The 22083-nt window shown below is 72.7% G+C and carries 17 protein-coding genes; 3 read left to right on the forward strand and 14 right to left on the reverse strand.

Annotated elements, in window-relative coordinates:
* Nucleotides 1–35 precede the first annotated feature (35 nt).
* The 13 genes from IE290_RS07930 to IE290_RS07990 form a co-directional block, all read right to left on the reverse strand.
* Nucleotides 36–1040 carry a sugar phosphate isomerase/epimerase family protein gene (locus IE290_RS07930; RefSeq protein WP_191243778.1) on the reverse strand — a complete coding sequence of 335 codons (1005 nt, stop codon included), beginning with the start codon at nt 1038–1040 and terminating at the stop codon, nt 36–38.
* A complete protein-coding gene (locus IE290_RS07935) occupies nt 1037–2431 on the reverse strand; it encodes an alkaline phosphatase family protein (protein ID WP_191243779.1) in 1395 nt (464 codons plus the stop codon). Before IE290_RS07935 ends, IE290_RS07930 begins: the two co-directional genes overlap by 4 nt.
* Nucleotides 2428–3513, reverse strand: a complete 1086-nt coding sequence (eboE, locus tag IE290_RS07940; RefSeq protein ID WP_191243780.1) for a metabolite traffic protein EboE — start codon at nt 3511–3513, stop codon at nt 2428–2430. Before eboE ends, IE290_RS07935 begins: the two co-directional genes overlap by 4 nt.
* Nucleotides 3510–4385, reverse strand: a complete 876-nt coding sequence (locus IE290_RS07945) for a TatD family hydrolase (protein WP_191243781.1) — start codon at nt 4383–4385, stop codon at nt 3510–3512. Before IE290_RS07945 ends, eboE begins: the two co-directional genes overlap by 4 nt.
* Nucleotides 4385–5797, reverse strand: a complete 1413-nt coding sequence (locus IE290_RS07950; protein ID WP_191243782.1) for an EboA domain-containing protein — start codon at nt 5795–5797, stop codon at nt 4385–4387. Before IE290_RS07950 ends, IE290_RS07945 begins: the two co-directional genes overlap by 1 nt.
* Nucleotides 5794–6648 carry an SCO3242 family prenyltransferase gene (locus IE290_RS07955; protein ID WP_191244002.1) on the reverse strand — a complete coding sequence of 285 codons (855 nt, stop codon included), beginning with the start codon at nt 6646–6648 and terminating at the stop codon, nt 5794–5796. Before IE290_RS07955 ends, IE290_RS07950 begins: the two co-directional genes overlap by 4 nt.
* A 20-nt stretch (nt 6649–6668) precedes the next feature.
* A complete protein-coding gene (locus tag IE290_RS07960) occupies nt 6669–7820 on the reverse strand; it encodes an inositol-3-phosphate synthase (RefSeq protein ID WP_191243783.1) in 1152 nt (383 codons plus the stop codon).
* Nucleotides 7813–8961, reverse strand: a complete 1149-nt coding sequence (locus tag IE290_RS07965) for a Gfo/Idh/MocA family protein (RefSeq protein WP_373300417.1) — start codon at nt 8959–8961, stop codon at nt 7813–7815. The genes IE290_RS07960 and IE290_RS07965 overlap by 8 nt, the downstream gene beginning before the upstream one ends.
* A gap of 37 nt (nt 8962–8998) precedes the next feature.
* Entirely contained in the window at nt 8999–10054 is a 1056-nt protein-coding gene (locus IE290_RS07970) for a substrate-binding domain-containing protein (protein ID WP_191243785.1), read from the reverse strand.
* Nucleotides 10055–10096: 42 nt separating this feature from the next.
* The gene (locus tag IE290_RS07975; RefSeq protein WP_191243786.1) at nt 10097–11128 is read right to left on the reverse strand and encodes an ABC transporter permease; all 1032 of its coding nucleotides are present in this window, start codon (nt 11126–11128) and stop codon (nt 10097–10099) included.
* Nucleotides 11125–12633, reverse strand: a complete 1509-nt coding sequence (locus tag IE290_RS07980) for a sugar ABC transporter ATP-binding protein (protein WP_191243787.1) — start codon at nt 12631–12633, stop codon at nt 11125–11127. The genes IE290_RS07975 and IE290_RS07980 overlap by 4 nt, the downstream gene beginning before the upstream one ends.
* Nucleotides 12633–13856, reverse strand: coding sequence for an ROK family protein (locus IE290_RS07985; protein WP_191243788.1), 1224 nt, complete (start codon nt 13854–13856; stop codon nt 12633–12635). The genes IE290_RS07980 and IE290_RS07985 overlap by 1 nt, the downstream gene beginning before the upstream one ends.
* A gap of 274 nt (nt 13857–14130) precedes the next feature.
* Nucleotides 14131–15327: an ROK family transcriptional regulator gene (locus IE290_RS07990; RefSeq protein ID WP_191243789.1), complete on the reverse strand. Its 1197-nt coding sequence runs from the start codon at nt 15325–15327 to the stop codon at nt 14131–14133.
* A gap of 187 nt (nt 15328–15514) precedes the next feature.
* On the opposite strand from IE290_RS07990, the gene IE290_RS07995 reads away from it, so the two are divergent.
* The 3 genes from IE290_RS07995 (at nt 15515) to IE290_RS08005 (ending at nt 20978) form a co-directional block, all read left to right on the forward strand.
* Nucleotides 15515–16474 carry a sugar phosphate isomerase/epimerase family protein gene (locus IE290_RS07995; protein WP_191243790.1) on the forward strand — a complete coding sequence of 320 codons (960 nt, stop codon included), beginning with the start codon at nt 15515–15517 and terminating at the stop codon, nt 16472–16474.
* A 42-nt stretch (nt 16475–16516) separates the two neighbouring features.
* On the forward strand, nt 16517–19795 hold the full coding sequence (locus IE290_RS08000) for a PQQ-dependent sugar dehydrogenase (RefSeq protein ID WP_229874302.1): 3279 nt from the start codon (nt 16517–16519) through the stop codon (nt 19793–19795).
* Nucleotides 19796–19865: 70 nt separating this feature from the next.
* On the forward strand, nt 19866–20978 hold the full coding sequence (locus IE290_RS08005; RefSeq protein WP_191243791.1) for a CapA family protein: 1113 nt from the start codon (nt 19866–19868) through the stop codon (nt 20976–20978).
* A gap of 40 nt (nt 20979–21018) precedes the next feature.
* Here IE290_RS08005 and IE290_RS08010 read toward each other — a convergent pair whose 3' ends face one another.
* A complete protein-coding gene (locus IE290_RS08010; protein ID WP_191243792.1) occupies nt 21019–22083 on the reverse strand; it encodes a T6SS phospholipase effector Tle1-like catalytic domain-containing protein in 1065 nt (354 codons plus the stop codon).

Consider the following 22083-nt stretch of genomic DNA (forward strand, 5'->3'; position numbering starts at 1 on the left):
GAGGGCGCCCGGCACGCGACCGGGCGCCCCGCCCCTCACTTCTCGGTGCTGAAGGCGGAGTCGAAGGCCGCCGACGGCTTGTCCCACAGCAGGTTGCGGATGAAGCCGACCGCTTCCTCCGCCCCGCGCAGGCGGTCCATGCCGGCGTCCTCCCACTCGACCGAGATCGGGCCCGCGTAGCCGATCGAGTTGAGCGCGCGGAAGCACTCCTCCCACGGCACGTCGCCGTGGCCGGTGGACACGAAGTCCCACCCGCGCCGCGCGTCCGCCCACGGCAGGTGCGATCCGAGCCGTCCGTTGCGCCCGTCGAACCGCTTCTTGGTGTCCTTGCAGTCGACGTGGTAGATCCGGTCGGCGAAGTCCAGGATGAACCCGACCGGGTCCAGGTCCTGCCACACGAAGTGCGACGGGTCCCAGTTCAGCCCGAACGCCGGCCGGTTGCCCACCGCGTCCAGGGCCCGGCGCGTCGTCCAGTAGTCGTAGGCGATCTCCGACGGGTGCACCTCGTGCGCGAACCGCACCCCCACCTCGTCGAACACGTCCAGGATCGGGTTCCAGCGCGCGGCGAAGTCGGCGTAGCCGTCGTCGATCACCTCCTGCAACACCGGCGGGAACATCGCCACGTACTTCCAGATCTTCGACCCGGTGAAGCCGATGACGGTGTCCACCCCGAGCTTCGCCGCGGCCCGGGCGGTGTCGGCCATCTCGGCGGCGGCCCGCTGCCGCACGCCCTCCGGCTCACCGTCGCCCCAGACGCGCGCGGGCAGGATGTTGCGGTGCCGCTCGTCGATCGGGTCGTCGCACACCGCCTGCCCGACCAGGTGGTTCGAGATCGCCCACACCTTGAGCCCGTAAGACTCCAGGATCTTGTGGCGTCCCGCCACGTAGTCGTCCTCGGTGAGCGCGCGGTCGACCTCGAAGTGGTCGCCGCTGCAGGCGATCTCCAGCCCGTCGTAGCCCCACTGCGAGGCGAGCCGGCACACCTCCTCGAACGGCAGATCGGCCCACTGGCCCGTGAACAACGTGACCGGACGGCTCATCGCCGGCTCCCTTCGCTCGCCTTCAGTCCTTGCACGCTCAACAGCAGGTCCCGGACCTCGGTCGCGGCCAGCCGCGCCCGCTCCGGCACGTCGGCGTCGCCGCACAGCAGCACCGGCCCGTCGTCCGGCGAGTCCGGCAGCCGCCCGTGCGAGCCGCGCACCGGCGCCGGGTCCAGCGGCGTGGTCTTCATCGCGTACCGCAGGCCGGCCTTCTTGCGCACCAGGTTCAGCCCCGCCTTGGCCTTGACCAGCGGATCGGCCGGGTCGAAGAACAGCTCGGCCGGGTCGTACCCGGGCTTGCGGTGGATCTCCACGCCACGCGCGAAGTCCGGCGCGCGGTCGTCGTCGAGCCAGTAGTAGTAGGTGAACCACGCGTCCGGCTCCGCGGTCACCACGAACTCGCCGGCGCGCGGGTGGTCGATGCCGTAGCGGGACTGGGCCTGCCGGTCCAGCACTTCGTCCACACCGGACAGTTCGCCGAGCAGGCCGCGCACCCGGGGCAGGTCCGCCTCGTCGGCCACGTAGACGTGGGCGACCTGGTGGTCGGCGACGGCGAAGGCCCGCGACGTCCACGGGTCCAGGTACTCCATGCCGTCCTGCGTGTAGACCTCGAGCAAGCCCTCCCGGCGCAGCAGCCGGTTGATGTCCACCGGCCGGTGCGCGTTGGTGATGCCGTACTCCGACAGCGCCACCACCCCCACGCCGTCGGCACGGGCCTGGTCCAGCAGCGGCGCCACGGACGCGTCGACCGCGCGGGCGGCCGCGATGGCCTGCGGCGAGTCCGGGCCGAACCGCTGCAGGTCGTAGTCCAGGTGCGGCAGGTAGGCCAGGGTCAGGTCCGGCCGGTCGGCCCGCAGGATCGTCGAGGTCGCGCCGACGATCCAGTCGGTGGAGGCGATCGACGCGGTCGGGCCCCAGTACTGGAACAGCGGGAACTCGCCCAGCCGCGAGGTGAGCCGGTCGTGCAGCTCCGGCGGGCGCGTGTAGCAGTCCGGCGCCTTCTTCCCGTCGGCGTAGTAGATCGGCCGCGGCGTCACGGTGAAGTCCGTGGTGGCGCCCATCGCGTACCACCAGCACACGTTGGCCGCGCGGTAGCCGGGTCGCGCCGCCCGCGCGGTCTCCCACAGCTTCTCGCCCTCGACCAGCTTGTTGTGCTGGCGCCACAGGAAGACCTCGCCCATCTCGCGGAAGTACCAGCCGTTGCCGACGATGCCGTGCTCGCTGGGCATCCGCCCGGTCAGGAACGTGGACTGGACGCTGCAGGTCACCGCGGGCAGGACCGTGTCCAGCTGCGCCTGCCAGCCCTGTTGCCCCAGCCTCGCCACGTTCGGCATGTGCTTGAGCAGCCGCGGGGTCATCCCCACGATGTCGAGCACCAGGAGCGGTTTCACTTCTTCGCCACCAATCCCGCGGCGAAGGACAGCTCCGCCGCGATCCCGCCGATGAGGTCCTGGCGGTGCGCCTCCGGCAGCACCGTCCAGGTGTAGGTTTCCACTTCCAGGTGCGCCGGCTTCGGCGGCAGCGCGGCGAGGGCCTGTGCCAGCACCTCGGTGGTCGAGGACAGCGGCGCCGCCGGGGTCGCGTGCAGCGGCACGTGGAAGTGCACGCGCCACGGCCCCTCCCCCGGCAGGTCCGCGAACGCCTCGCCCAGGTCGTCGGCCTTGCGGACCTCGCCGCCGGCCGATTCCCGGGTCTGGTGCAGGTAGCGCGGCTCGTCGAACGCCGCCAGCGCCTCCCGCGCGGACGGGTCCCGCGGATCCGGCACGTGCAGCGCCGCCGACATCTGGACCTTGACCACGTCCAGCCCGGCGGCGGTGATCTCGGCGACCGCCCCGGCCGGGTCGGCGAAGGACACCGCGAGGTGGCAGGTGTCCAGGCACAGGCCGACGTGAGCCGGATCGACGCGCCCGGCCAGCCAGGACACGGCGTCGTGCACGGTGTCCAGGATGCAGCCGGGTTCCGGTTCGACGGCGAGCCGGATCGTCCGCTCCAGGGCGCCCAGCCCGGTGGTCACCTCGTCGAGCAGCCGCGCCGCGGCCGCGTCATCGGCGGGTGTCCACGGTTCGCGCCAGCCCAGCGGCAGGGTCGAGATGCTGCCGAACTCCGCGTCGTCGGGCAGCAGCCCGGACAGCACGGCCGCGCAGTTCAGCGTGTACTCCGCCCGGGCCGCGTCCGTCCATCGTGGGTGGTAGACCTTCTGCTTGACGACCGGGTCGTGGAAGCCGCCGTAGGGGAAGGCGTTGAGCGTCACCACTTCCAGGCCGCGGGTGTCCAGCTCGGCGCGCAGCCGCTTGCGCTCGGCCGGATCCGCGGCCAGCGCCGACGCCACGTCGGCGGCCAGCCACAGTCCCAGCCCGAGCCGGTCGGCTCCCAGCCGTTCCCGCACCGGCAGGGCGTAGGAGTCGAGCTGGCCGAGGACCCCGTTGAGGTCCTCGGCCGGATGGACGTTGGTGCAGTAGGACAGCGGCGTCACGCGACCGCCTCGTCCCGCCCGCCACGCAGCACCGAGTTGCCCGCGAAGGTCTCCTTCGCCGCCGAGAACCCGGGCAGCTCGTCGAGCACCAGCCGCCCGCTCTGACCGTAGAACGCGACCGGGTTGGCCCACAGCACGGTGTCCACATCGGAGGAGGTGAACCCGCCCTCGAGCATCGCCAGGCCGGTCTTGTGCACCTTGAGCGGGTCCGAGCGGCCCCAGTCGGCGGCGGAGTTGACCAGCATCTTCTCCGTGCCGTACTCGCGCAGGATCGCGACCATCCGCTGCTCGTCCATCTTGGTGTCCGGGTAGATGGAAAAGCCCATCCAGGCGCCGGATTCCTTCACCAGGCCGACGGTGACCTCGTTGAGGTGGTCGACCACGACCCGCTCCGGCGCGATACCGGACTCCGCCACCACGGCGAGCGTGCGCTTGGTGCCTTCCAGCTTGTCCCGGTGCGGGGTGTGCACCAGCACCGGCAGGTCGTGCTCCTTCGCCAGTTCCAGCTGGCGGGCGAAGGCGGCGTCCTCGGCCGGCGTCATCGAGTCGTAGCCGACCTCGCCGACCGCGACCACGCCGTCCTTGGCGAGGTAGCGCGGCAGCACGTCGAGCACCGGCGTGCAGCGCGGGTCGTTGGCCTCCTTGGGGTTGAGCGCGATCGTGCAGTGGTGGCGGATGCCGAACTGGGCGGCGCGGAAGCGTTCCCAGCCGATCAGGCCGTCGAAGTAGTCGGTGAACGACGACACGCCGGTGCGCGGCTGGCCGAGCCAGAACGCGGGCTCGACCAGGGCCCGGACGCCGGCGGCGTACATGGCCTCGTAGTCGTCGGTGGTGCGGGAGGTCATGTGGATGTGCGGATCGAACAGGCGCATCAGGGTGTCTCTTCCAGGAAGCGGAGGGCGTCGGCGGGAACGGCGCGGCCGGCGGCCCGGCGCTCCCCGGCGTAGTCGGTGATCATGCGGCGCAGCTCGTCGTCGGCCCGCCGGTCCAGCTCGGCGACCGCGGCGAGCGGGATGCCGGTGAACAGGCATTTGAGCACGCCGTGGCGCCAGCCGTGCTGGTCCAGGTGACGGGCGGCGAACGGGCCGAGCGCAGCGGCGACCAGGCCGGTGTCGTTGGTGCGCAGGGCGTCGCGGACCAGCTCGAGACCGGTGGCGACGGCCTTGTCGCCGACCGCCGACAGCGCCCGCAGCACGCCCCGCCGCTCGGCGCCGTCGCCGTAGCGGTAGAGGTCGGCCAGCTCCGCCGCGAACTCCGCGGCGGGCAGGGCGGCGGCCAGTGTCTGCAGCAGCCTCGTCCGGGCGAGGTCGTCGGCGGTGCCGTGGACCAGGCCGTCCGGATCGGTGTCCGGGTGCAGCGGCCCGCGCCCGACGTGCCGTCCGGCGGCCGGGAACAGGGTGGCGACCGCGGCCGGATCGGTCGCGACGCGCCGTTGCGCCTCGCCGAGCCACGACTGGTCCAGCCGCGCCGCCCGCAACGCGGTCAGCGCGGCACGGGCGACCTGCGGCGCGGCGTGGCTGTGCCGGGGCAGCTCGACCGCGGCGACACCGGTGTAGCCGATCTCGTCCAGCGCGGCGAGCGTGGCAGGCAGGTCGAGTTCGCCATCGCCGAACTCGAGGTGCTCGTGCACGCGCGGCCGCATGTCGTCCAGCTGCACGTTGACCAGCAGCCCCTTGGCCTGCCGGATGCAGTCGGCCGCGTCGGTGGGCTCGACGGCGACGCAGTGCCCGACGTCGAGGGTGATCCCGAGCGGTTCGGGATCACCCAGCTCGGTGCGCAGCCGCAGCGCGTTCGACAGGGTCTCCACGAGCATCCCGGGTTCCGGTTCCAGGCCGAGGCGGACACCGCTCCGGTCCGCCTCGGCCAGCACCACGGGCATCCGCGACCGCAGCCGCTCCCACGCCGTCGGCTCATCCACAGTGGACACCCCGGACCAGAACGACACGCAGTCGGCGCCCAGGCCTTCGGCGACCCGGATCGCCCGGGCCAGGAAGTCCAGCCGCTGGTCCGCGTTCTCGCTGACCAGGGTCGGTTCGTGCTTGTGCCACGGGTCGAGCAGGAACCGCGCGCCGGTCTCCACCACACACCGCAGGCCCAGCTCGCCCAGCCGGTGCGCGACCCGGTCCACCCGCGCGGCCAGGTCGTCCGCGAACGGATCGAGGTGCTGGTGGTCCAGGGTCAGCGCGACCGAGGTGTAGCCGAGATCGGCGATGATCGCGAGGGCGTCGTCCAGCCGGTGATTGGCGAACCCGTTGGTGCCGTAGCCGAGGTGGTAGCCGCTCATGTCGGGCTCACCTTCCGGCCGAGCCGCTTGGCCAGCGGCAGCGCCAGCGCGACCAGGCCCGCGCCCAGCACGCCGCCGCGCCGGGCCGCGAGCGCGGCCTGCAGCGGGACCATGCCGTGGATCCCGGCGGCCGTGGCCGTGCGGACCACCGCCGCGGAGGGCTTGCGCACCGCCGCGTACTGCTTGGACCCGACACTCACGCCGTACCCGGCGGCCGCGGCCAGCGCCGCCACCCGGTGACCGGGCGCACCGCCGCGTCCGGACACCGCCGCGGCGGCGGACGCCGAGGTCAGCGCGAGAGCACCGGCCGCCCGCGCCGGCGACCCGCCGTGCACCTCACCGGCCGACAACGCCGTCACGCCGAGCGTGTGCCCGCCCAGCACCGCGGCCGGGACCACCGCCTTCGCCGCACCCGAGCCGCCCGCGCCGAGCAGTACGTCCAGCGACCGGCACACCGCCATCGACACCGCCGCGAGCGGGGTCTTCTTCAGCACCGTGTCGTAGGCCCACACCGCCGCCGCCAACGGCGCGGCGACCTTGAGGGCATCACGGCCGCCCGCGAGCGCGGACAACCCGAGACCCGCGCCGGTCAGCCCGGCCGCGACCCCGAGCGCCCGCCGCGGGGTGATCCGGCCGGACGGGATCGGCCGCTCCGGGCGCTCGACCGCGTCCAGGTCCCGGTCGGCCCAGTCGTTGAGCGCCATGCCCGACCAGTAGAAGGCCACCGAGGCCAGCGGCAGCGCGAGCCGCCGTCCCCGCAACGGACGACCGGCCGCGGCGGCGCCCGCGACGGTGTCGCCGAGGACGCTCAGCGCGGCCGGAGCCCGGACCAGCTGCACGTAGGGATTCACGCGGGGGTTCACGCGGGGGCTCACTGCTGCCGTCCCAGCGACGCCGCCCACTCGGCGAGCACCCGGGCCTGCTCGGCGAACCGGTGCTCGTCGGTGCCCACCGGGTCCTTGAAGAAGAAGGCCAGCTGGCCCAGCGGCCCGGTCTCGCCCGCCCGGTAGGCGGCCGCGGTCAGCCGCGCCAGGTCCAGCACCAGCGGCGCGGCCAGCGCCGAGTCGTAGCCGGTCCAGGTGAACTGCAGCGTCATCCGGGCGCCCAGGAAGCCCTCGAACGACACGTGGTCCCACGCCGTCTTCTGCTCGCCCAGATCCGGCACGTGGTCGATGTGCAGCGGCGCGGTCACGTCGTCGCCGAGCAGCGCCGCCAGGCCGCGGGCCTTCGACTCCAGCTTCCCGGCCGCCTTCACCGGGTCGGCCAGCGTCGCGCCGTCCCCGCCGCCGAGCAGGTTGGTGCCCGACCACGAGCGCACCTTCAGCGCCCGCGCCGCGAACATCGGCGCCAGCACCGAGCGCAGCAGCGTCTCGCCGGTCTTGCCGTCCGATCCGGCGTAGGGCAGACCCTGCCGCCGGGCGAATTCGGTGAGCGCGGGCAACCGGATGCCCGTCGACGGCGTGAAGTCCACGAAGGGGCACCCCGCCGACACCGCCGCGTACGCCGCCAGGGAGCTGCCGGGCAGGACCTCCCGGCCCGGCTCGTCCAGCGCCGCCACCAGCGCGTCGAGGTCGTGGTGCTCCGGCGCGTCCACGGTTGGGGGTTCCGTGGACGAGACGTTGATCACCACGACGGCCGACAGGCCGTGCCGGGTGCGGAACTCACGCAGGTCGTCGGCCAGCCGCGCGGCGGTCTCGGCCTGTGTGCGCCCGGCGGGCACCGGGCGCAGGTCGGCTTCGACGGCGCGCAGGCCGTCGCGGATCGCCGGCAGCAGGCCGGCCGGGAGCAGCCCGCCCGCGGTGAGCTGCTCCGCCTTCTTCTCCAGCGGCGTGTCCACCAGGTCGTGCCCGCCGACGACGAGCTCGCCCCAGCCCGGAAGCACCCCGGGCGCCACCTCGAGCCGCTCGGTCACGCAGCCGTCCGGCCCGGTCAGGCCGGACCGCATCGCGAGCAGGCCGCTGATCGCCGTCGTGGCCACCGAGCCACGCGCGCCGACCAGCCATAGTCCAGTTCTCTCAGGCATCGATCACCCTTTCGGTCGACATTGATACGCCGACCCAGGACGTTCCGTTGCCCGCGCTCTCCTCCACCGCGTGCAGCACCCGCTGGACCTGCAGGCCGTCGGCGAACCCCGGCTCGGGGTCGCGCTGCTCGCCGATGGCGGTGAGGAAGTCGGCGATCTCGTGGGTGAAGGTGTGCTCGTAGCCCAGCAGGTGCCCGGGCGGCCACCACGCCCCGACGTAGGGGTGACCCGGCTCGGTCACCAGGATCCGCCGGAACCCCGCCTCGGCCGGGTCGTCGTCGCCGTCGTAGAAGGACAGCTCGTTCATCGACTCGAAGTCGAAGGCCAGGCTGCCCCGCGACCCGTTGATCTCCAGCCGCAGCGCGTTCTTGCGGCCCAGCGCGAACCGGGTGGCCTCGAACGTGGCGACCGCGCCGCCGGTGAACCGGGCCAGGAACACCGCGCAGTCGTCGACGTCGACCTCGCCCAGCGCGCTGCCCGGCTCCCCGGACAGCGGCCGCTCCCGCACGAACGTCTCGGTCATCGCCGACACCCCGGTGATCCGGTCGCCGAGGACGAACTGCGCGGTGTCCACGGCGTGCGCGGCGATGTCGCCCAGCGCGCCCGATCCGGCCTTGTCCTTGCGCAGCCGCCAGGTCATCGGCGTGGCCGGGTCGGCCAGCCAGTCCTGCAGGTAGGCGGCCCGCACCTGGCGGATCGTGCCCAGCCTGCCCTCGGCGACCATCTTGCGGGCCAGCGCGATCGCCGGCACCCGCCGGTAGTTGAACCCGACCATCGCGCGCTGCCCGTTGGCCGCCGCGCGCTCGGCGGCCGCGGCCATCTCCTCGGCCTCGGCGACCGAGTTGGCCAGGGGTTTTTCGCACAGCACGTGCTTGCCTGCGGCCAGCGCGGCCAGCGCGATCTCGGCGTGCGAATCCCCGGGAGTGCAGATGTCGACGATGCCGACGTCGTCGCGGGCGACCAGGGTGGCCCAGTCTGTCTCGGTGTCCGGCCAGCCCTGCTTGGCGGCGGCGGCCTTCGTGCGCTCCGGGTCGCGGCCGCCGAGCACGGCCAGCCGCGGCACCAGGGGCACGTCGAAGAACCGGTGGACCGAGCGCCAGGCGTGGGCGTGGACGGCACCCATGAAGGCGTGCCCGACCATGCCCACGCCGATGGAGGCGCCCGCGGGGGTCACGGGGTCAGGAGTCGAAGGCGACATCGGCATAGGAATCGACGTTCTCCTTGGTCACCACGGCCGAGTAGGTCGTGACGTTCGCGGGGATCTCGTGCTCGGCCAGGTCGCCGATGCCCTTGGCCTGGCCGAGCAGCCGGGCCAGGGCGATCGCCGAGGACGCCATCGACGGGCTGTAGAGGACCGTCGCCTTCATCACGCCGCTGTCGGCCTTGATCAGGTCCATCATGTTGCGCGACCCGGCGCCGCCGACCATGAAGAACTCGCTGCGCCGCGCGTTGTCGATGGCCGCGAGCACGCCGATGCCCTGGTCGTCGTCGTGGTTCCACAGCGCGTCGAGCTTGCTCGCCGACTGCAGCAGGTTCGATGTCATCTGCTCGCCGCTTTCCGGCGTGAACTGCGCGGACACCCGCGGGCCGACGGCGAACCCGTGCTTGGCGAGCGCGTCCTTGAAGCCCTGGCTGCGCTCCTGGGTCAGCGGCAGCGAGTCGATGCCGGCGACCTCGCCGATCACCGGGTTGCTCACGCCCTTCTTCTTCAGCTCCCCGGCGATGTAGTTGCCGGCGTTGACGCCCATCCGGTAGTTGTCGCCGCCGATCCAGGTGCGGTAGGCCAGCGGCGTGTCGAACACCCGGTCCACGTTGACCACCGGGATGCCGGCGTCCATGGCCTGCTGACCGGCCTGGGTGAGGGCCTTGCCGTCGAAGGGCAGGATCACCAGGACGTCGACCTTCTGGTTGATCAGCGTCTCGACCTGGGCGATCTGCTGGTTGACGTCGTTGGTGCCCTCGGTGGCGGTGAAGGTGACGTCGGAGAACTGGCCGGCCTGCGCGCGGGCGTTCTTGGTCATCGCCGCCATCCAGCCGTGGTCGGCGGCCGGGGCGGAGAAGCCGATCGTGACGTGCTTGCCGGGCTGGGCGTTCTGGCCCGCGCTGCCGGCGACGGCCTGCGGGGCCGACTGCGGCGACTCGTTGGAGGTGCAGGCGGCCAGCAGGGCGCCGGCGCCGACGGCCGCGCCACCGGTGAGGAAGCGGCGGCGGGCGAGAGAGGATGGTCCGGACATGGCGAGCTCCAGTGATCGTCGGGGTGTTCGGGGTCGGGGTTCCTAAGTGGACTTGCGACTGCGGTTGGTGCGGAACTGCAGCAGAACGGCGAGCACGATGATCGCGCCCTTGGCGATGTTCTGGATGTCGGTGTCGAGGTTGTTGAGCGTGAAGATGTTGCCCAGCACGGTGAAGATCAGGACACCGATGAGCGTGCCGATCAGGGTGCCGCGGCCGCCGGAGAGCAGCGTGCCGCCGATGACCACCGCGGCGATCGCGTCCAGCTCGTAGTACAGGCCGTTGGTCGAGGCGCCCGAGGTGGTGCGCGCGACGACCATGATCGCCGCGATGCCGCAGCACAGCCCGGCCACGGCGTAAACGAGCGCGGTGTGCCGCTTGACGTTGATGCCGGCCAGCCGCGCGGCCTCGGTGTTGCCGCCGACGGCGAACGTGCGGCGGCCGAACGTGGTGCGGTTGAGCAGGATCCAGCCGACCACGAACACCAGGGCGAACATCCAGATCAGCACCGGGATGCCGAGGAAGTCACCGCGGAACACGGACAGGAACCCGCTTTCCCGCACCACCTGGGTCTGCCGTCCGCTGATCCGCTCGGCCAGGCCGCGTGCCGAGGCGTACATCGCGAGCGTGGCGATGAACGGCACCACCCTGCCGTAGGAGACGAGCACGCCGTTGATCAGGCCGCAGCCGACGCCGACCGCCAGCGCGCAGACCACCATCACCACCGGGCCGAACGACTGCGTCGCCAGCGTCGTCGCCCACACGCTGGACAGCGCGACGATCGAGCCGACCGACAGGTCGATGCCGCCGCTGATGATCACGAACGTCATGCCGACGCTCACCACGCCGATCGCGGCCGCCAGCCGCAGCACGGTCGACAGGTTGCCCTCGGTGAAGAACGCGTCCGGCCGCGTCAGCCATCCCACCAGGCACAGCAGGACGAACACGCCGAACAGCCCGGCCAGCCGGACGTCCACCGGGAACCGCCCGCGCGCGGCCTTCGGGGCCGGCGGCGCGGCCCGGGGTGGCGGGGCCTGGGTGGCCTCCGGCAACACCGACGAGGAGTCCTTCGTCATGCCGCACTTCCCTCCATCACCAGATTCAGCACGTCTGCTTCGGTCAGCTCGCTCGCGGGGGCTTCGCGGACCACCTGGCCCTCCCGCAGCACGAGCACGCGGTCGGCGAGCCCGAGCACCTCGGGCATCTCGCTGGAGACCAGCACCAGCCCGACCCCGGCCGCGGCCAGCTCGCGGATCAGCCGGTACAGCTCGGCGCGCGCGCCGACGTCCACGCCGCGGGTCGGCTCGTCCAGCAGCAGGATCGAGCAGCCGCGCACCAGCCAGCGCGCGACGACCGCCTTCTGCTGGTTGCCGCCGGACAGCGTGCCCACCGGGCGGCGCGGATCCGCCGGGCGCAGGTCCAGCTGCCGCAGGCGCTCGGCCGAATCGCCGATCTCGCGGGCGCGGTCGGTGAAGCCGAGGCGGCTGTACTCGGGCAGGCTCGCCAGCGTCACGTTGTGCGCGACCGACATCTCCAGCAGCAGCGCCTGGCTCTTGCGTTCCTCCGGCGCCAGGCCGATCCCGGCCTTCACCGCGCTCGGGACGTCGCCGGGCTTGAGCCGCTTGCCCTCGACGAAGACCTGGCCGCCGTCCGGTTTGCGGGCGCCGAAGATGGTTTCCAGCAGCTCGCTGCGGCCCGCGCCGACCAGGCCGGCCAGGCCGAGGATCTCGCCGCGCCGCAGGGTGAAGCTGACGTTGGAGAACTCCCCCCGGCGGGTCAGGTTCTCCACGCGCAGCAGCTCGGTGGAGCTGTCCACAGTGGATTCCAGGCGCTCCGGGTACACGGTCTCCACGCGGCGGCCGGACATCAGCGACACGAGGTGGTCGGTGGTGACGTCGGCGACTTCGAGCCCGGCGGCGACGGTGGCGCCGTCCTTGAGCACGGTGACGCGGTTGCCGATCCGGCGGATCTCCTCCAGGCGGTGCGAGATGTAGACGACGGCCACGCCGTCCGCGGTCAGCTCGGCGACGATGCGGAACAGGTTGTCCACCTCGTCGGAGGCCAGCGCGGCGGTCGGCTCGTCCATCACGATCAGGCGTGCGTCGTGGACCAGGGCCCGTGCCATGGAGACCAGCTGCTGGCCGGCGGCGGAGAGGTCGCCGACCTCGCGGTCGGGGTGGATCTCCGGGTGGCCGAGCCGCGCGAGCAGCTCGGTGGCCTTCGCACGGGCCTGCCGGTCGCGGGTGAACCCGGCCTGGGCGGGCTCGTGGCCGAGGAAGATGTTGTCGGCCACCGACAGCGCCGGGATGAGGTCGAGCTCCTGGTACATGGTGGCGATGCCGCGGCGCAGGGCGGCCACCGGGGAGGACAGCGTGACCGGTTCGCCCTGCCAGCGGATCTCGCCCGCGTCCGGCTGGTGCGCCCCGGCGAGGACCTTGATCAGGGTCGATTTGCCGGCGCCGTTCTGGCCGAGCAGGCAGTGCACCTCCCCCGCCCGCACCGACAGCTCGACACCGTCCAGCGCCCGGACACCCGGGAACGTCTTGACGATGCCGCGCATGGACAGCAGGTCTTCGGTCATCACGCCTCCACGCTCACCGGGGCGCCGGCCGGGGCCAGCGTCGGATCGTCCAGCAGGGGCCGGATCGCGGCCTGCGCCGCGCCGGTGCCGACCGCGGTGAACCCGAGCCGGGACGCCACGATGCGGGGGCCGCCGGTCTCGGCGGTCACCGAGCGGGCGGCCAGTTCGGCGCGGATCGGCTCGGCGAGCCAGTCGCGCAGCGGCGCGAAGTAGCCGCCGAGGACGACGATCCGGGGGTCGAGCAGGTCGGCCAGGACCGCGATGCCGTGGCCGAGTCCGGCGCCGAGCTGGGTGAGCGCGTCCAGGACGCGGCGATCACCCTGCTGGGCGCGCTGGCGCACGATCGCGGTGCGCTGGGCCAGGTCGAGGGACGGGTCGTGGACCAGGTCGCGCGGGGTGGCCAGCGAGTGCAGGAACGCGTCGATCCCGACCGCGGTCTGCCAGCAGCCGCGGCGGCCGCAGACGCAGGGACGGCCGGTGGGTTCCAGCGACAGGTGCCCGACCTCGCCGGCGGCGCCGCCGATCAGCCTGCCGCCGGTGATCAGCCCCGCGCCGACGCCCAGGCCGCCGAGGAGGAACACGACGTCGGAGCAGCCGCGGGCGGCGCCGCTGTCGGCCTCGGCCAGCGCGGCGAGGTTGGCGTTGTTGCCGACGACGATGCGCTCCAGCGGGAAGCCGGTGCGGGCGGCGAGCCCGTCGGCGAGGGCGAGGTCGCGCCAGCGCAGGCCGGGCGCGAGGCGAACGGTGCCGGCGGGGTCGACCAGCCCGGGCACAGCCACCGCGATGCCCGCGACCTGGTCCACTTCGGACATCGCGCCGAGCACGAGCGCGGCCAGTTCGTCGAGGGTGCGCTCCGGCCCGAGGGCGCGGACGTCGCAGGTGGCGCGGCGGCGGGCGGTCGCGGTGCCGGCGAGGTCTCCGAGCGTGCTGCCGAGGTGGTCCTCGGCGACCTCCAGCCCGATGCCCCAGTTGCCGCGCGGCCGCAGCTCGACGAGCTGACCCGGCCGGCCCTGGCCGCCCTCGTGACGGCCGCCGGCCTGGACCAGCTCGCGGACCTCCAGCTCGGCGACCAGGCCGGAGACGGTGGCCTTGCTCAGGCCGCTCAGGGTCGCCAGTTGCGCGCGGGAGAGCCCCCCGTGGCGGCGGAGGAGCCGGACGAGCAGGGCGAGGTTGGCCCTGCGGACACCGGCGCGGTCCGTCGGCCGGTCGAAAGGTTGGGGCACCGGGGACGCTCCACTTCGTCGGGAAACTGGCCGGTCTCAGTGCTGGGTGTCAGTGCTGGGTCGCAGTGCTCTGCCGTACGCCGCCTACTCTGACTGGCGGATACTTCTGCCACAATCCGGCAAAAGGAGTAACAATCAGATCGTTACTTTTGAACCGGACTGTCGAAAGTGTGCTCAGCTCCGGACATGCCGGCGGTTCGCGAGCGGGCCCGGAGCAACCAGCGGTGGTGGTACGGCCGCTCCGGATACGCCCGCAGGGAGTTCTTCCGGACGGTCAGGCCGGGACGCTGAAGGCGTGGTCGGTGGCCAGCCAGGCGGCTCCGATCACCCCGGCCTGGTCGCCCAGCTCGGACAGCACGATCGGCAGGTTCCCGGTCGCCAGCGGCAGCGACCGCCGGTACACCGACGACCGCACCTCGGCCAGCAGGGTGTGCCCGAGCCGGGACACGCCGCCGCCGATCACGACCATGCCGGGGTTCAGGAAGCTCACCAGCGACGCGATCACCTGGCCCAGCCGCCGCCCGCCCTCGCGCACCAGCGTCACCGCCGCGAAGTCCCCGGCCTGCGCGGCCTCGGCCACGTCCCGCGCGGTCAGCGCCGGCCGGTCCTCCAGCAACGCCGCCAGGTAAGGGGACCGCCCGCTGCGCGCCAGCGTCAGCGCGTCCCGCGCCAGCGCCGCCCCGCCGAAGTACGCCTCGAGGCAGCCCACCTCACCGCAGGCGCACGCCGGCCCGTAGTCGTCCAGCTTGATGTGCCCGATGTCCCCCGCGGTGCCGGCCACCCCGCGGTAGACGCGGCCCGCGACGACGATCCCGCCGCCGATCCCGGTGCCGACCTTGACGAAGATCAGGTCGTCCAGCGACCGGGCCACCCCGGCGTGCCGCTCCCCCAGCGCCATCACGTTCACGTCGTTGTCGACCGTCACCGCGCAGCCCCAGTGCCCGGCCAGCCGGTCGCGCACCGGGAACCGGTCCCAGCCCGGCATGATCGGCGGCGCCACCGGCATCCCGTCCCGGAAGCTCACCGGCCCGGGCAGTCCGATCCCGGCGCCCGCGAGCCGTCCGGGGGCGTCCTGCAGCACCTTCGCGGCCAGCTGCTCCACCCGGTCCAGCACCGGCACCGGCCCGCGGCGCACGTCGCAGTCCTCCACCGCGTGCGCGAGCACCTCGCACCGTCCGTCGGTCACCGCCACGGCCACCGACGTCGCGCCGACGTCCACGCCGAGGAAGCGCACGTCGTCGGCCAGGCGCACCAGCGTCGACCGCCGCCCGCCGCGGCTCGCCGCCGGGCCACCGGATTCGACGAGCCCGCCTTCGGCCAGCCGGGTGATCTCCGCGGCCAGCCGGGCCCGCGGCACCCCGAGCCGTTCACCCAGTTCGACCCGCGCCATCGGGCCCTCGTCCCGCAGCAGGGCGAGCAGCCCGGCCTGCTCACGGGTCTCGGCCGACGGGGGAAAACCGCTGGTGGTCATGGGGGCACCAGCCTCCTCGCTGCTCGCGCGTGCTCCGACTGTAGCGCCGTCGCCGCCCCTTTTGAGCAGACGCGGCCGAACTTTGTTCCGGAAAATCCGAAACTCTGGACACTTTCAGCGGAAGTTGCCTACGTTACCGGCGCACGTGACAAGGGGGTCGGTTCACACTCGGCTGAAGGAGAAATCCGTGTCCCACTCGTCGTACAACCGCCGTGGTTTCCTGCGCACCGCGGCGGGAGCGACCGTCGCGGTCAGCGCCGCGGCGCTCGCCGGTTCGCTGCCCGCCGCCGCCAGCCAGGGCGGCGGCCGTCTCGTCCCGCAGAACCAGATCGGCATCCAGCTCTACAGCGTCCGCGACAAGGTCTCGCAGCTCGGCTTCCGCGCCGTGTTCGAGGAGCTGTCCCGCATCGGCTACCGCGAGATCGAGTTCGCCGGCTACACCCAGAGCACCTCGATCCTCGGGCGGCAGATCACCGTGCCCGAGATCGCCCAGCTGCTCAAGGACTTCGGGCTCAAGGCCGTCGGCAGCCACGTCGGGCTGAACAACTTCCGCACCAACCTGCAGGCCGAACTGGACAACGCCGAAATCCTCGGCCTCAAGCACATCGGCACCGCCAACGCCCCGACCAACGTCAACACCGTGGCCGGCTACCAGGCCGCCGCCGAGGAGTTCAACCGCATCGGCGCCGCGGCCGCCGAGCGCGGCCTGAAGTTCTACCAGCACAACCACGCCGGCGAGTTCGCCTTCGCCACCGACCGGCCGGACGTGCGGCTCTACGACGTCTTCTTCGACAACACCGATCCCGACCTGGTCTACCTCGAGATGGACGTGTACTGGGCCTACGTCGGCCAGTACCGCTTCCCCGGGTTCGAACCCGCCGACTACATCACCCGCGCCCCGCACCGCTACCCGTTGCTGCACCTCAAGGACGGCGACGAAAACCCGGCCAACCCCAACGGCTACGACATCGTCGAGTTCGGCGCCGGCGACCTGCCCTACGACCGGTTCCTCAAGCGGGTCAACGGCCGCGGCCGCTACCACGGCATCTGGGAGCAGGACACCGCGCCCGCCACGCTGCCCAACCCGCCCGGCTCGTTCGCCGCGGCGCTGCGCAGCTACCAGGCGCTGTCCGAACTGCGCGGCTGACCCCTCCCCTCCCCGTCGAAATCCCACCGGAGTGATCTCGCGATGCACCCTGCCCTGAGACGGCTGATCACCGCCGCCGCGGTGACGGCCCTGCCGGTGCTCGGCCTCGCCGTGCCCGCCGCGGCACAGGCCGCGGACCCGGCCCTGGACTGGAACAACTACGAGAAGATCACGCTCACCAAGAACGTGGGCGAACCCATCGACCTGGCCGTGCTGCCGGACAACCGCGTCCTGCACACCGCGCGCAGCGGTGAGGTGCGGCTGACCGATCCGAAGACCGGCGTCACCAAGGTCGTCAGCACGATCCCCGTCTACCAGAACTCGGAGATGGGCCTGCAGACGGTGACGCTCGACCCGGGCTTCGCCGAGAACCACTGGGTCTACCTCTACTACTCGCCGAAGCTGAACACCCCAGCCGGTTCGGCCCCGAACACGCTGCCCGCGGGCGCGGACGACTCGTACTGGAAGCAGTGGGAGGGCTACGACGTCCTGTCCCGGTTCAAGTGGACCGGCGAGTCGCTCGACCTGAGCACCGAGCAGGAGATCATCCGCATCCCCACCAACCGCGGCCAGTGCTGCCACGTGGCCGGGGACGTCGACTTCGACGCGCAGGGCAACCTGTACCTGTCCACCGGTGGCAACACCCCCGCCTCCGGCCCGAACGTCAACGGCTACACCCCGATCAACGACGCGCCCGGCTACAACCCCGGCCTCGACGAGCGCCGCGGCTCCGGGAACACCAACGACCTGCGCGGCAAGATCCTGCGCATCCACGTCAACGACGACGGCTCCTACACGATCCCCGACGGCAACCTGTTCGCCCCCGGCACGCCGCTGACGCGGCCGGAGATCTTCGTGATGGGCCTGCGCAACCCGTTCCGGATGACCGTCGACAAGGCGACCGGCGCGGTGATGTGGGGCGACTACGGCCCCGACGCCGGCACGGCCGACCCGAACCGCGGCCCGATGGGCTACGTCGAGTGGCAGATCACGACCAAGCCGATGAACTCGGGCTGGCCGTTCTGCACGGCCGACAACTCCCAGCCCTACCGGGACTTCGACTTCGCCACCCTCACCCCGGGACCGGCGTTCGACTGCGCCGCCCCGGTGAACGACTCGCGCTGGAACACCGGCCTGCGCACGCTGCCCCCGGCCACCCCGGCCACCCTGTGGTACGGCGACAAGGACAGCGACCAGCCGTGGCCCGAGCTGACCGCGTTCCGCTCCAGCACCGGCCAGGCCCCGATGGGCGGCCCGGTGTACCACTACGACGCGAACAACCCGTCGCCGACGAAGTTCCCGGCCTACTGGGACGGCAAGGCGTTCTTCGGCGAGTTCTCCCAGGACTACGTCGCCGCGTTCACCCTGGCCGGCCCGGACGGCCCGGTGACCAAGCTGGAGAACTTCCTGCCCAACCGGGACCTGTCCGCGCTGGGCCAGCCGATCTGGGACAACCCGATGGACCTGGAGTTCGGCCCGGACGGCTCGCTCTACGTCCTGGACTACGGTGACGGCTTCTTCCGGCAGAACCCGGACGCCGGGCTGTACCGGATCGACTTCGCGCAGGGCAACAAGACCCCGACCGCGCGGATGACGGCGACCCCGTCGTCCGGGCAGGCGCCGCTCACGGTTTCGTTCGACGGCAGCACCTCCAGCGACCCGGAGGGCGGTGCGCTGACCTACGAGTGGGACTTCGACGGCGACGGCACCTTCGACGCCACCGGGCCGCAGGCGACCCACACCTACACCGAGAACGGCCAGGTCGAGGCCCGGCTGCGGGTCACCGACCCGGCGGGACGGCACGGCCTGACCTCCGAGCAGGTCACCATCGGCAACACCGCGCCCACGGTGGGGCTGACCGCCCCGGCGCACGGCGGGTTCTTCGACTGGGGCGACGCGATCCCCTACGCGGTGACCGTCAACGACCCGGAGGACGGCACCAACCCGGTGTGCAGCCGGGTGGCGTGGGCGTTCGGCCTGGGCCACAACCAGCACGGGCACCCGGTCAACAGCGGCACCGGCTGCGCCGGCGCGGTGGCCACGCCGACCGACGCCGGCCACGGCGCGACGGAGAACGTGTTCGGTGTGCTCAACGTGACCTACACCGACAACGGCGCGGGCGGCGTGCCGCCGGCGACCGGTGAGGCGCAGGTCGTGCTGAACCCGAAGCTCATGCAGGGCGAGCACGCGGACGAGTCCAGCGGTGTCACCATCACCGACGACTCCACCGCGTCCGGGCTGCGCGCGGTCACCGGTTTCGACGCCGGTGACTGGCTGGCCTACGACCCGGTGAACTTCAGCGGCATCACCGGCGTGCAGACCAAGGCGCGTGGCGCCGGCCAGCTGCAGCTGCGGTGGAACGCCGCCGACGCGGCGCCGTTCGCGACGATCGACGTGCCCGCGGGTACCGGCTGGCAGACGGTGACCACGCCGCTGTCCGGGCTGCCCTCGGGTGCGGGCAAGCTGTTCGTCACCTCCAGTGGCGGGGTCGACGTCGACGCCTTCACGTTCCAGGGCGCCGGGGTCGCGGACAAGACGCCGCCCACGGTGTCGGCCGCGCTGACGCCGTCGGCGCCGACCGGGGCGAACGGCTGGTACACGGGCAACGTCACGCTGACCGTGTCCGCCACCGACAACGGCACGGTGTCCAGCCGGCAGTACTCGGTGGACAACGGCAAGACCTGGGTGAACGCGAACAACCCGGTGACGCTGTCGGCCGAGGGCACCACGACGGTGCTCTACCGGGCGACGGACAACGGCGGCAACGTGTCCGCGCCGGGCACGCTCACGGTCAAGATCGACAAGACCGCGCCCGCGGTGACGATCGGCGGGGTGACCGAGGGGCAGGCCTTCGGTGACGCCGCGGCCCTGACGCCGGTGGTCACCGCGACTGACGCCGCGTCCGGGGTGGGCACGGTGAAGGCCACTGTGGACGGTCAGCCGGTCACGCCGGGCAAGCCGCTGGAGCTGTGGCGGCTGCCGCTCGGGGCGCACCAGCTGTCGGTGACCGTGACCGACCAGGCCGGGCTCACCACGACCAGGGCCGTGAACTTCACGACCGGGACGTCGTTCGGTGACGTGCGGGCCCTGATCGAGAAGTTCCGCGACGCCGGCTGGGTCACCAGAACCGGGGCGATGCAGTTGCACAACGCCCTCGACACGGCCCAGAAGCACGCCGAGGCCGGGCGGATCAACGCCGCCCGGGACGCGCTGCAGAACTTCGCGGCGATCACCCGGGACCGTACGAAGGTCCCGGACCAGCTCGCCGCGGAGACTCTCCGTCGCGACGCCACCGCCCTGTCGGGAGCTCTGAAGCCCTGACCGGGTGAAGCGAGGGCCACTCTCGGTGCGGAGACGCACTGAGGGTGGCCCTCTGGCAGGATCGGGAGTCATGCGCATCCGTCTGGTTCTCGCGGGCTTCGCGGCGGGCGCACTGCTCGCCGCCTGCTTCGCACCGGACGACGACGCGCCCGTGCAACCGGACGTGCCGAGTGCGGTGGCCCCGCCGGCGGAGGCGGGGTTCACCGTCGCGGCGACCGGGGACGTGCTGATCCACCCCGCGCTGACCGACCAGGCCGTCGCCGACGGCGGCGGGCGGCGCGACTACCGTCCGCTGCTGGCCGGGATCCGCGAGGACATCAGTTCGGCGGATCTGGCGGTGTGCCACCTGGAGACACCGCTCGCGCCCGCGGAGGGCCCGTTCCAGGGCTACCCGGAGTTCAGCGCCCCGCCGGAGATCGCCGACGCGCTGGCCGACACCGGGTACGACGACTGCTCGACGGCGTCGAACCACACGATCGACAACGGGACCGAGGGCGTGAACCGGACGCTGGACGAGCTGGACGAGGCCGGGATCCGGCACACCGGCTCCGCGCGGACCGAGCGGGAGGCGCGCACGCCGCTGGTGCTGGACGTGCGCGGGGTCAAGGTCGGGCACGTGTCCTACACGTTCGGGTTCAACGGCAAGAAGCTGCCCGGCGGCAAGCAGTGGGTGTCGAACACGCTCGACGCGGACGCGGTGCTGGCCGAGGCCCGGGCCACGCGGGCGGCCGGGGCGCAGGTGGTGATCGCGAGCCTGCACTGGGGCACGGAGTACCAGCACGAGCCGACGGCGTCGCAGCGGCAGATCGCGCAGCGGGTGCTGTCGGACCCGGCGGTGGACCTGATCATCGGCCACCACGCGCACGTGGTGCAGCCGATGGAGAAGATCGGCGGCAAGTGGGTCGCCTACGGGCTGGGCAACTCGATCGCCCGGCATTCCGAACCGCGTGGCATGACCGAAGAGGGCCTGATCGGGCGGTTCCACTTCACCCGTTCCGGCGACAGGTGGACGGTGGACCGGGCCGAGTACGTCCCGACGGTGATCGACCTGGGCCCCCCGATCCGGTTACGCACCGCCGACGACCCCGCGCTGGACCACACACGCGCGGCCGAGGCACTCGCCCGCACCGACGAGGTGGTGCTCAGCCGCGGCGCCGCCGCACAGGGCCTGACCCGCGGCTGACTGCTCACACCCCGGAACGCAGGACTCACGCCCCCTGCGCTCAGGCGGGTTCCGGCTCCGGGCTCGCCAGCGGGAAGCGCTCTCCCTCGTCACTGCCGACCGGCAGCACCGCGCCGCCCTCCGTCAGATACTCGTCGAGGTTCGGGGCGTACCCGGCGACCATGGCCTGCCGCTCGACCGCGCTGGACGCCGCGTACTCGCGCGCGGACGTGCCCAGCTGCCGCACGTGCGGGCGCATCAGCTTGTAGAACCCGGTGCGCGATTCGTGCGCCGGCCCCAACGGGTCCGGCTCCGCGGCGTCGAACGCGCCCGGCTCGAAAGCCAGCCCGTGCGCCCGCGCCCGCTCCACCATCCACAACAGACTGATGTCGGCCAGCCCGCGGTCCGGGTAGCCGCCGCCGACGTCGGAGTGCACCCCGGCGAACCAGACCTGCTCGACCCGCGTCCGGCCGCTCGACCGCCACAGCGCGGGCCGGAACGGCGGGCGGCGCTCGTCGATCGCCAGCGCCTGGTACGCCGCGTCGACGCTCGAACTCAGCTCGGTGTCGTGGAACTGCCACCGCCGGTTCACCAGGTTGACCAGCCGCAGCCCGGACAGCGGGATGCCGAGCGCCCCGACGGTGTCCCACACGCCGAGGAACCGGATCCGCGTCTCGCGCGAGAACGACCGGCGGAACAGCTCGGCGGCCGCCGACCGCGGATGCGTCGCCGACCCGCGGGCCCGGTAGAGCGCGTACGCCTCGCCGATCCGGTCGTCGTGCTCGGGGCGCAGGATGCCGCAGTTGCGCACCAGCCCGGCGAGGCTGCGCGCGGTGTAGGCGCCGCGGCTGAAGCCGAACAGGAACAGCTCGTCGCCCGGCTCGAAGGTGCGGACCAGGAACCGGTAGGCCTCGCGCACGGTGCGGGACAACCCGAACCCGAACGCGCCACCCCACAAGCGCTCGCCGGGCCGCGTGCCGACGCCGGGGTGGTAGAACATCCGCTGCTCGCGCCCGTCCCCGTCGGCCGGCGCGACCGCCAGCGCGACCCGCGACACGTTGGTCGGCGCCGGCTGGTCCGGCGTGTTCCAGGTGCCGTCGCAGCAGATCACCAGCCGCTTGGTCAT

Source organism: Amycolatopsis deserti (assembly GCF_014653945.1).
Lineage (GTDB): Bacteria > Actinomycetota > Actinomycetes > Mycobacteriales > Pseudonocardiaceae > Amycolatopsis_E > Amycolatopsis_E deserti.

Bases quoted from the DNA above. Each gene is read 5' to 3' on its own strand.
- IE290_RS07930 (WP_191243778.1), bottom strand. From the start codon at position 1,040: ATGAGCCGTCCGGTCACGTTGTTCACGGGCCAGTGGGCCGATCTGCCG.
- IE290_RS07945 (WP_191243781.1), bottom strand. From the start codon at position 4,385: ATGCGCCTGTTCGATCCGCACATCCACATGACCTCCCGCACCACCGAC.
- IE290_RS07950 (WP_191243782.1), bottom strand. From the start codon at position 5,797: ATGAGCGGCTACCACCTCGGCTACGGCACCAACGGGTTCGCCAATCAC.
- IE290_RS07960 (WP_191243783.1), bottom strand. From the start codon at position 7,820: ATGCCTGAGAGAACTGGACTATGGCTGGTCGGCGCGCGTGGCTCGGTG.
- IE290_RS07965 (WP_373300417.1), bottom strand. From the start codon at position 8,961: ATGGTCGGGCACGCCTTCATGGGTGCCGTCCACGCCCACGCCTGGCGC.
- IE290_RS07970 (WP_191243785.1), bottom strand. From the start codon at position 10,054: ATGTCCGGACCATCCTCTCTCGCCCGCCGCCGCTTCCTCACCGGTGGC.
- IE290_RS07975 (WP_191243786.1), bottom strand. From the start codon at position 11,128: ATGACGAAGGACTCCTCGTCGGTGTTGCCGGAGGCCACCCAGGCCCCG.
- IE290_RS07980 (WP_191243787.1), bottom strand. From the start codon at position 12,633: ATGACCGAAGACCTGCTGTCCATGCGCGGCATCGTCAAGACGTTCCCG.
- IE290_RS07990 (WP_191243789.1), bottom strand. From the start codon at position 15,327: ATGACCACCAGCGGTTTTCCCCCGTCGGCCGAGACCCGTGAGCAGGCC.
- IE290_RS08000 (WP_229874302.1), top strand. From the start codon at position 16,517: ATGCACCCTGCCCTGAGACGGCTGATCACCGCCGCCGCGGTGACGGCC.
- IE290_RS08005 (WP_191243791.1), top strand. From the start codon at position 19,866: ATGCGCATCCGTCTGGTTCTCGCGGGCTTCGCGGCGGGCGCACTGCTC.
- IE290_RS08010 (WP_191243792.1), bottom strand. From the start codon at position 22,083: ATGACCAAGCGGCTGGTGATCTGCTGCGACGGCACCTGGAACACGCCG.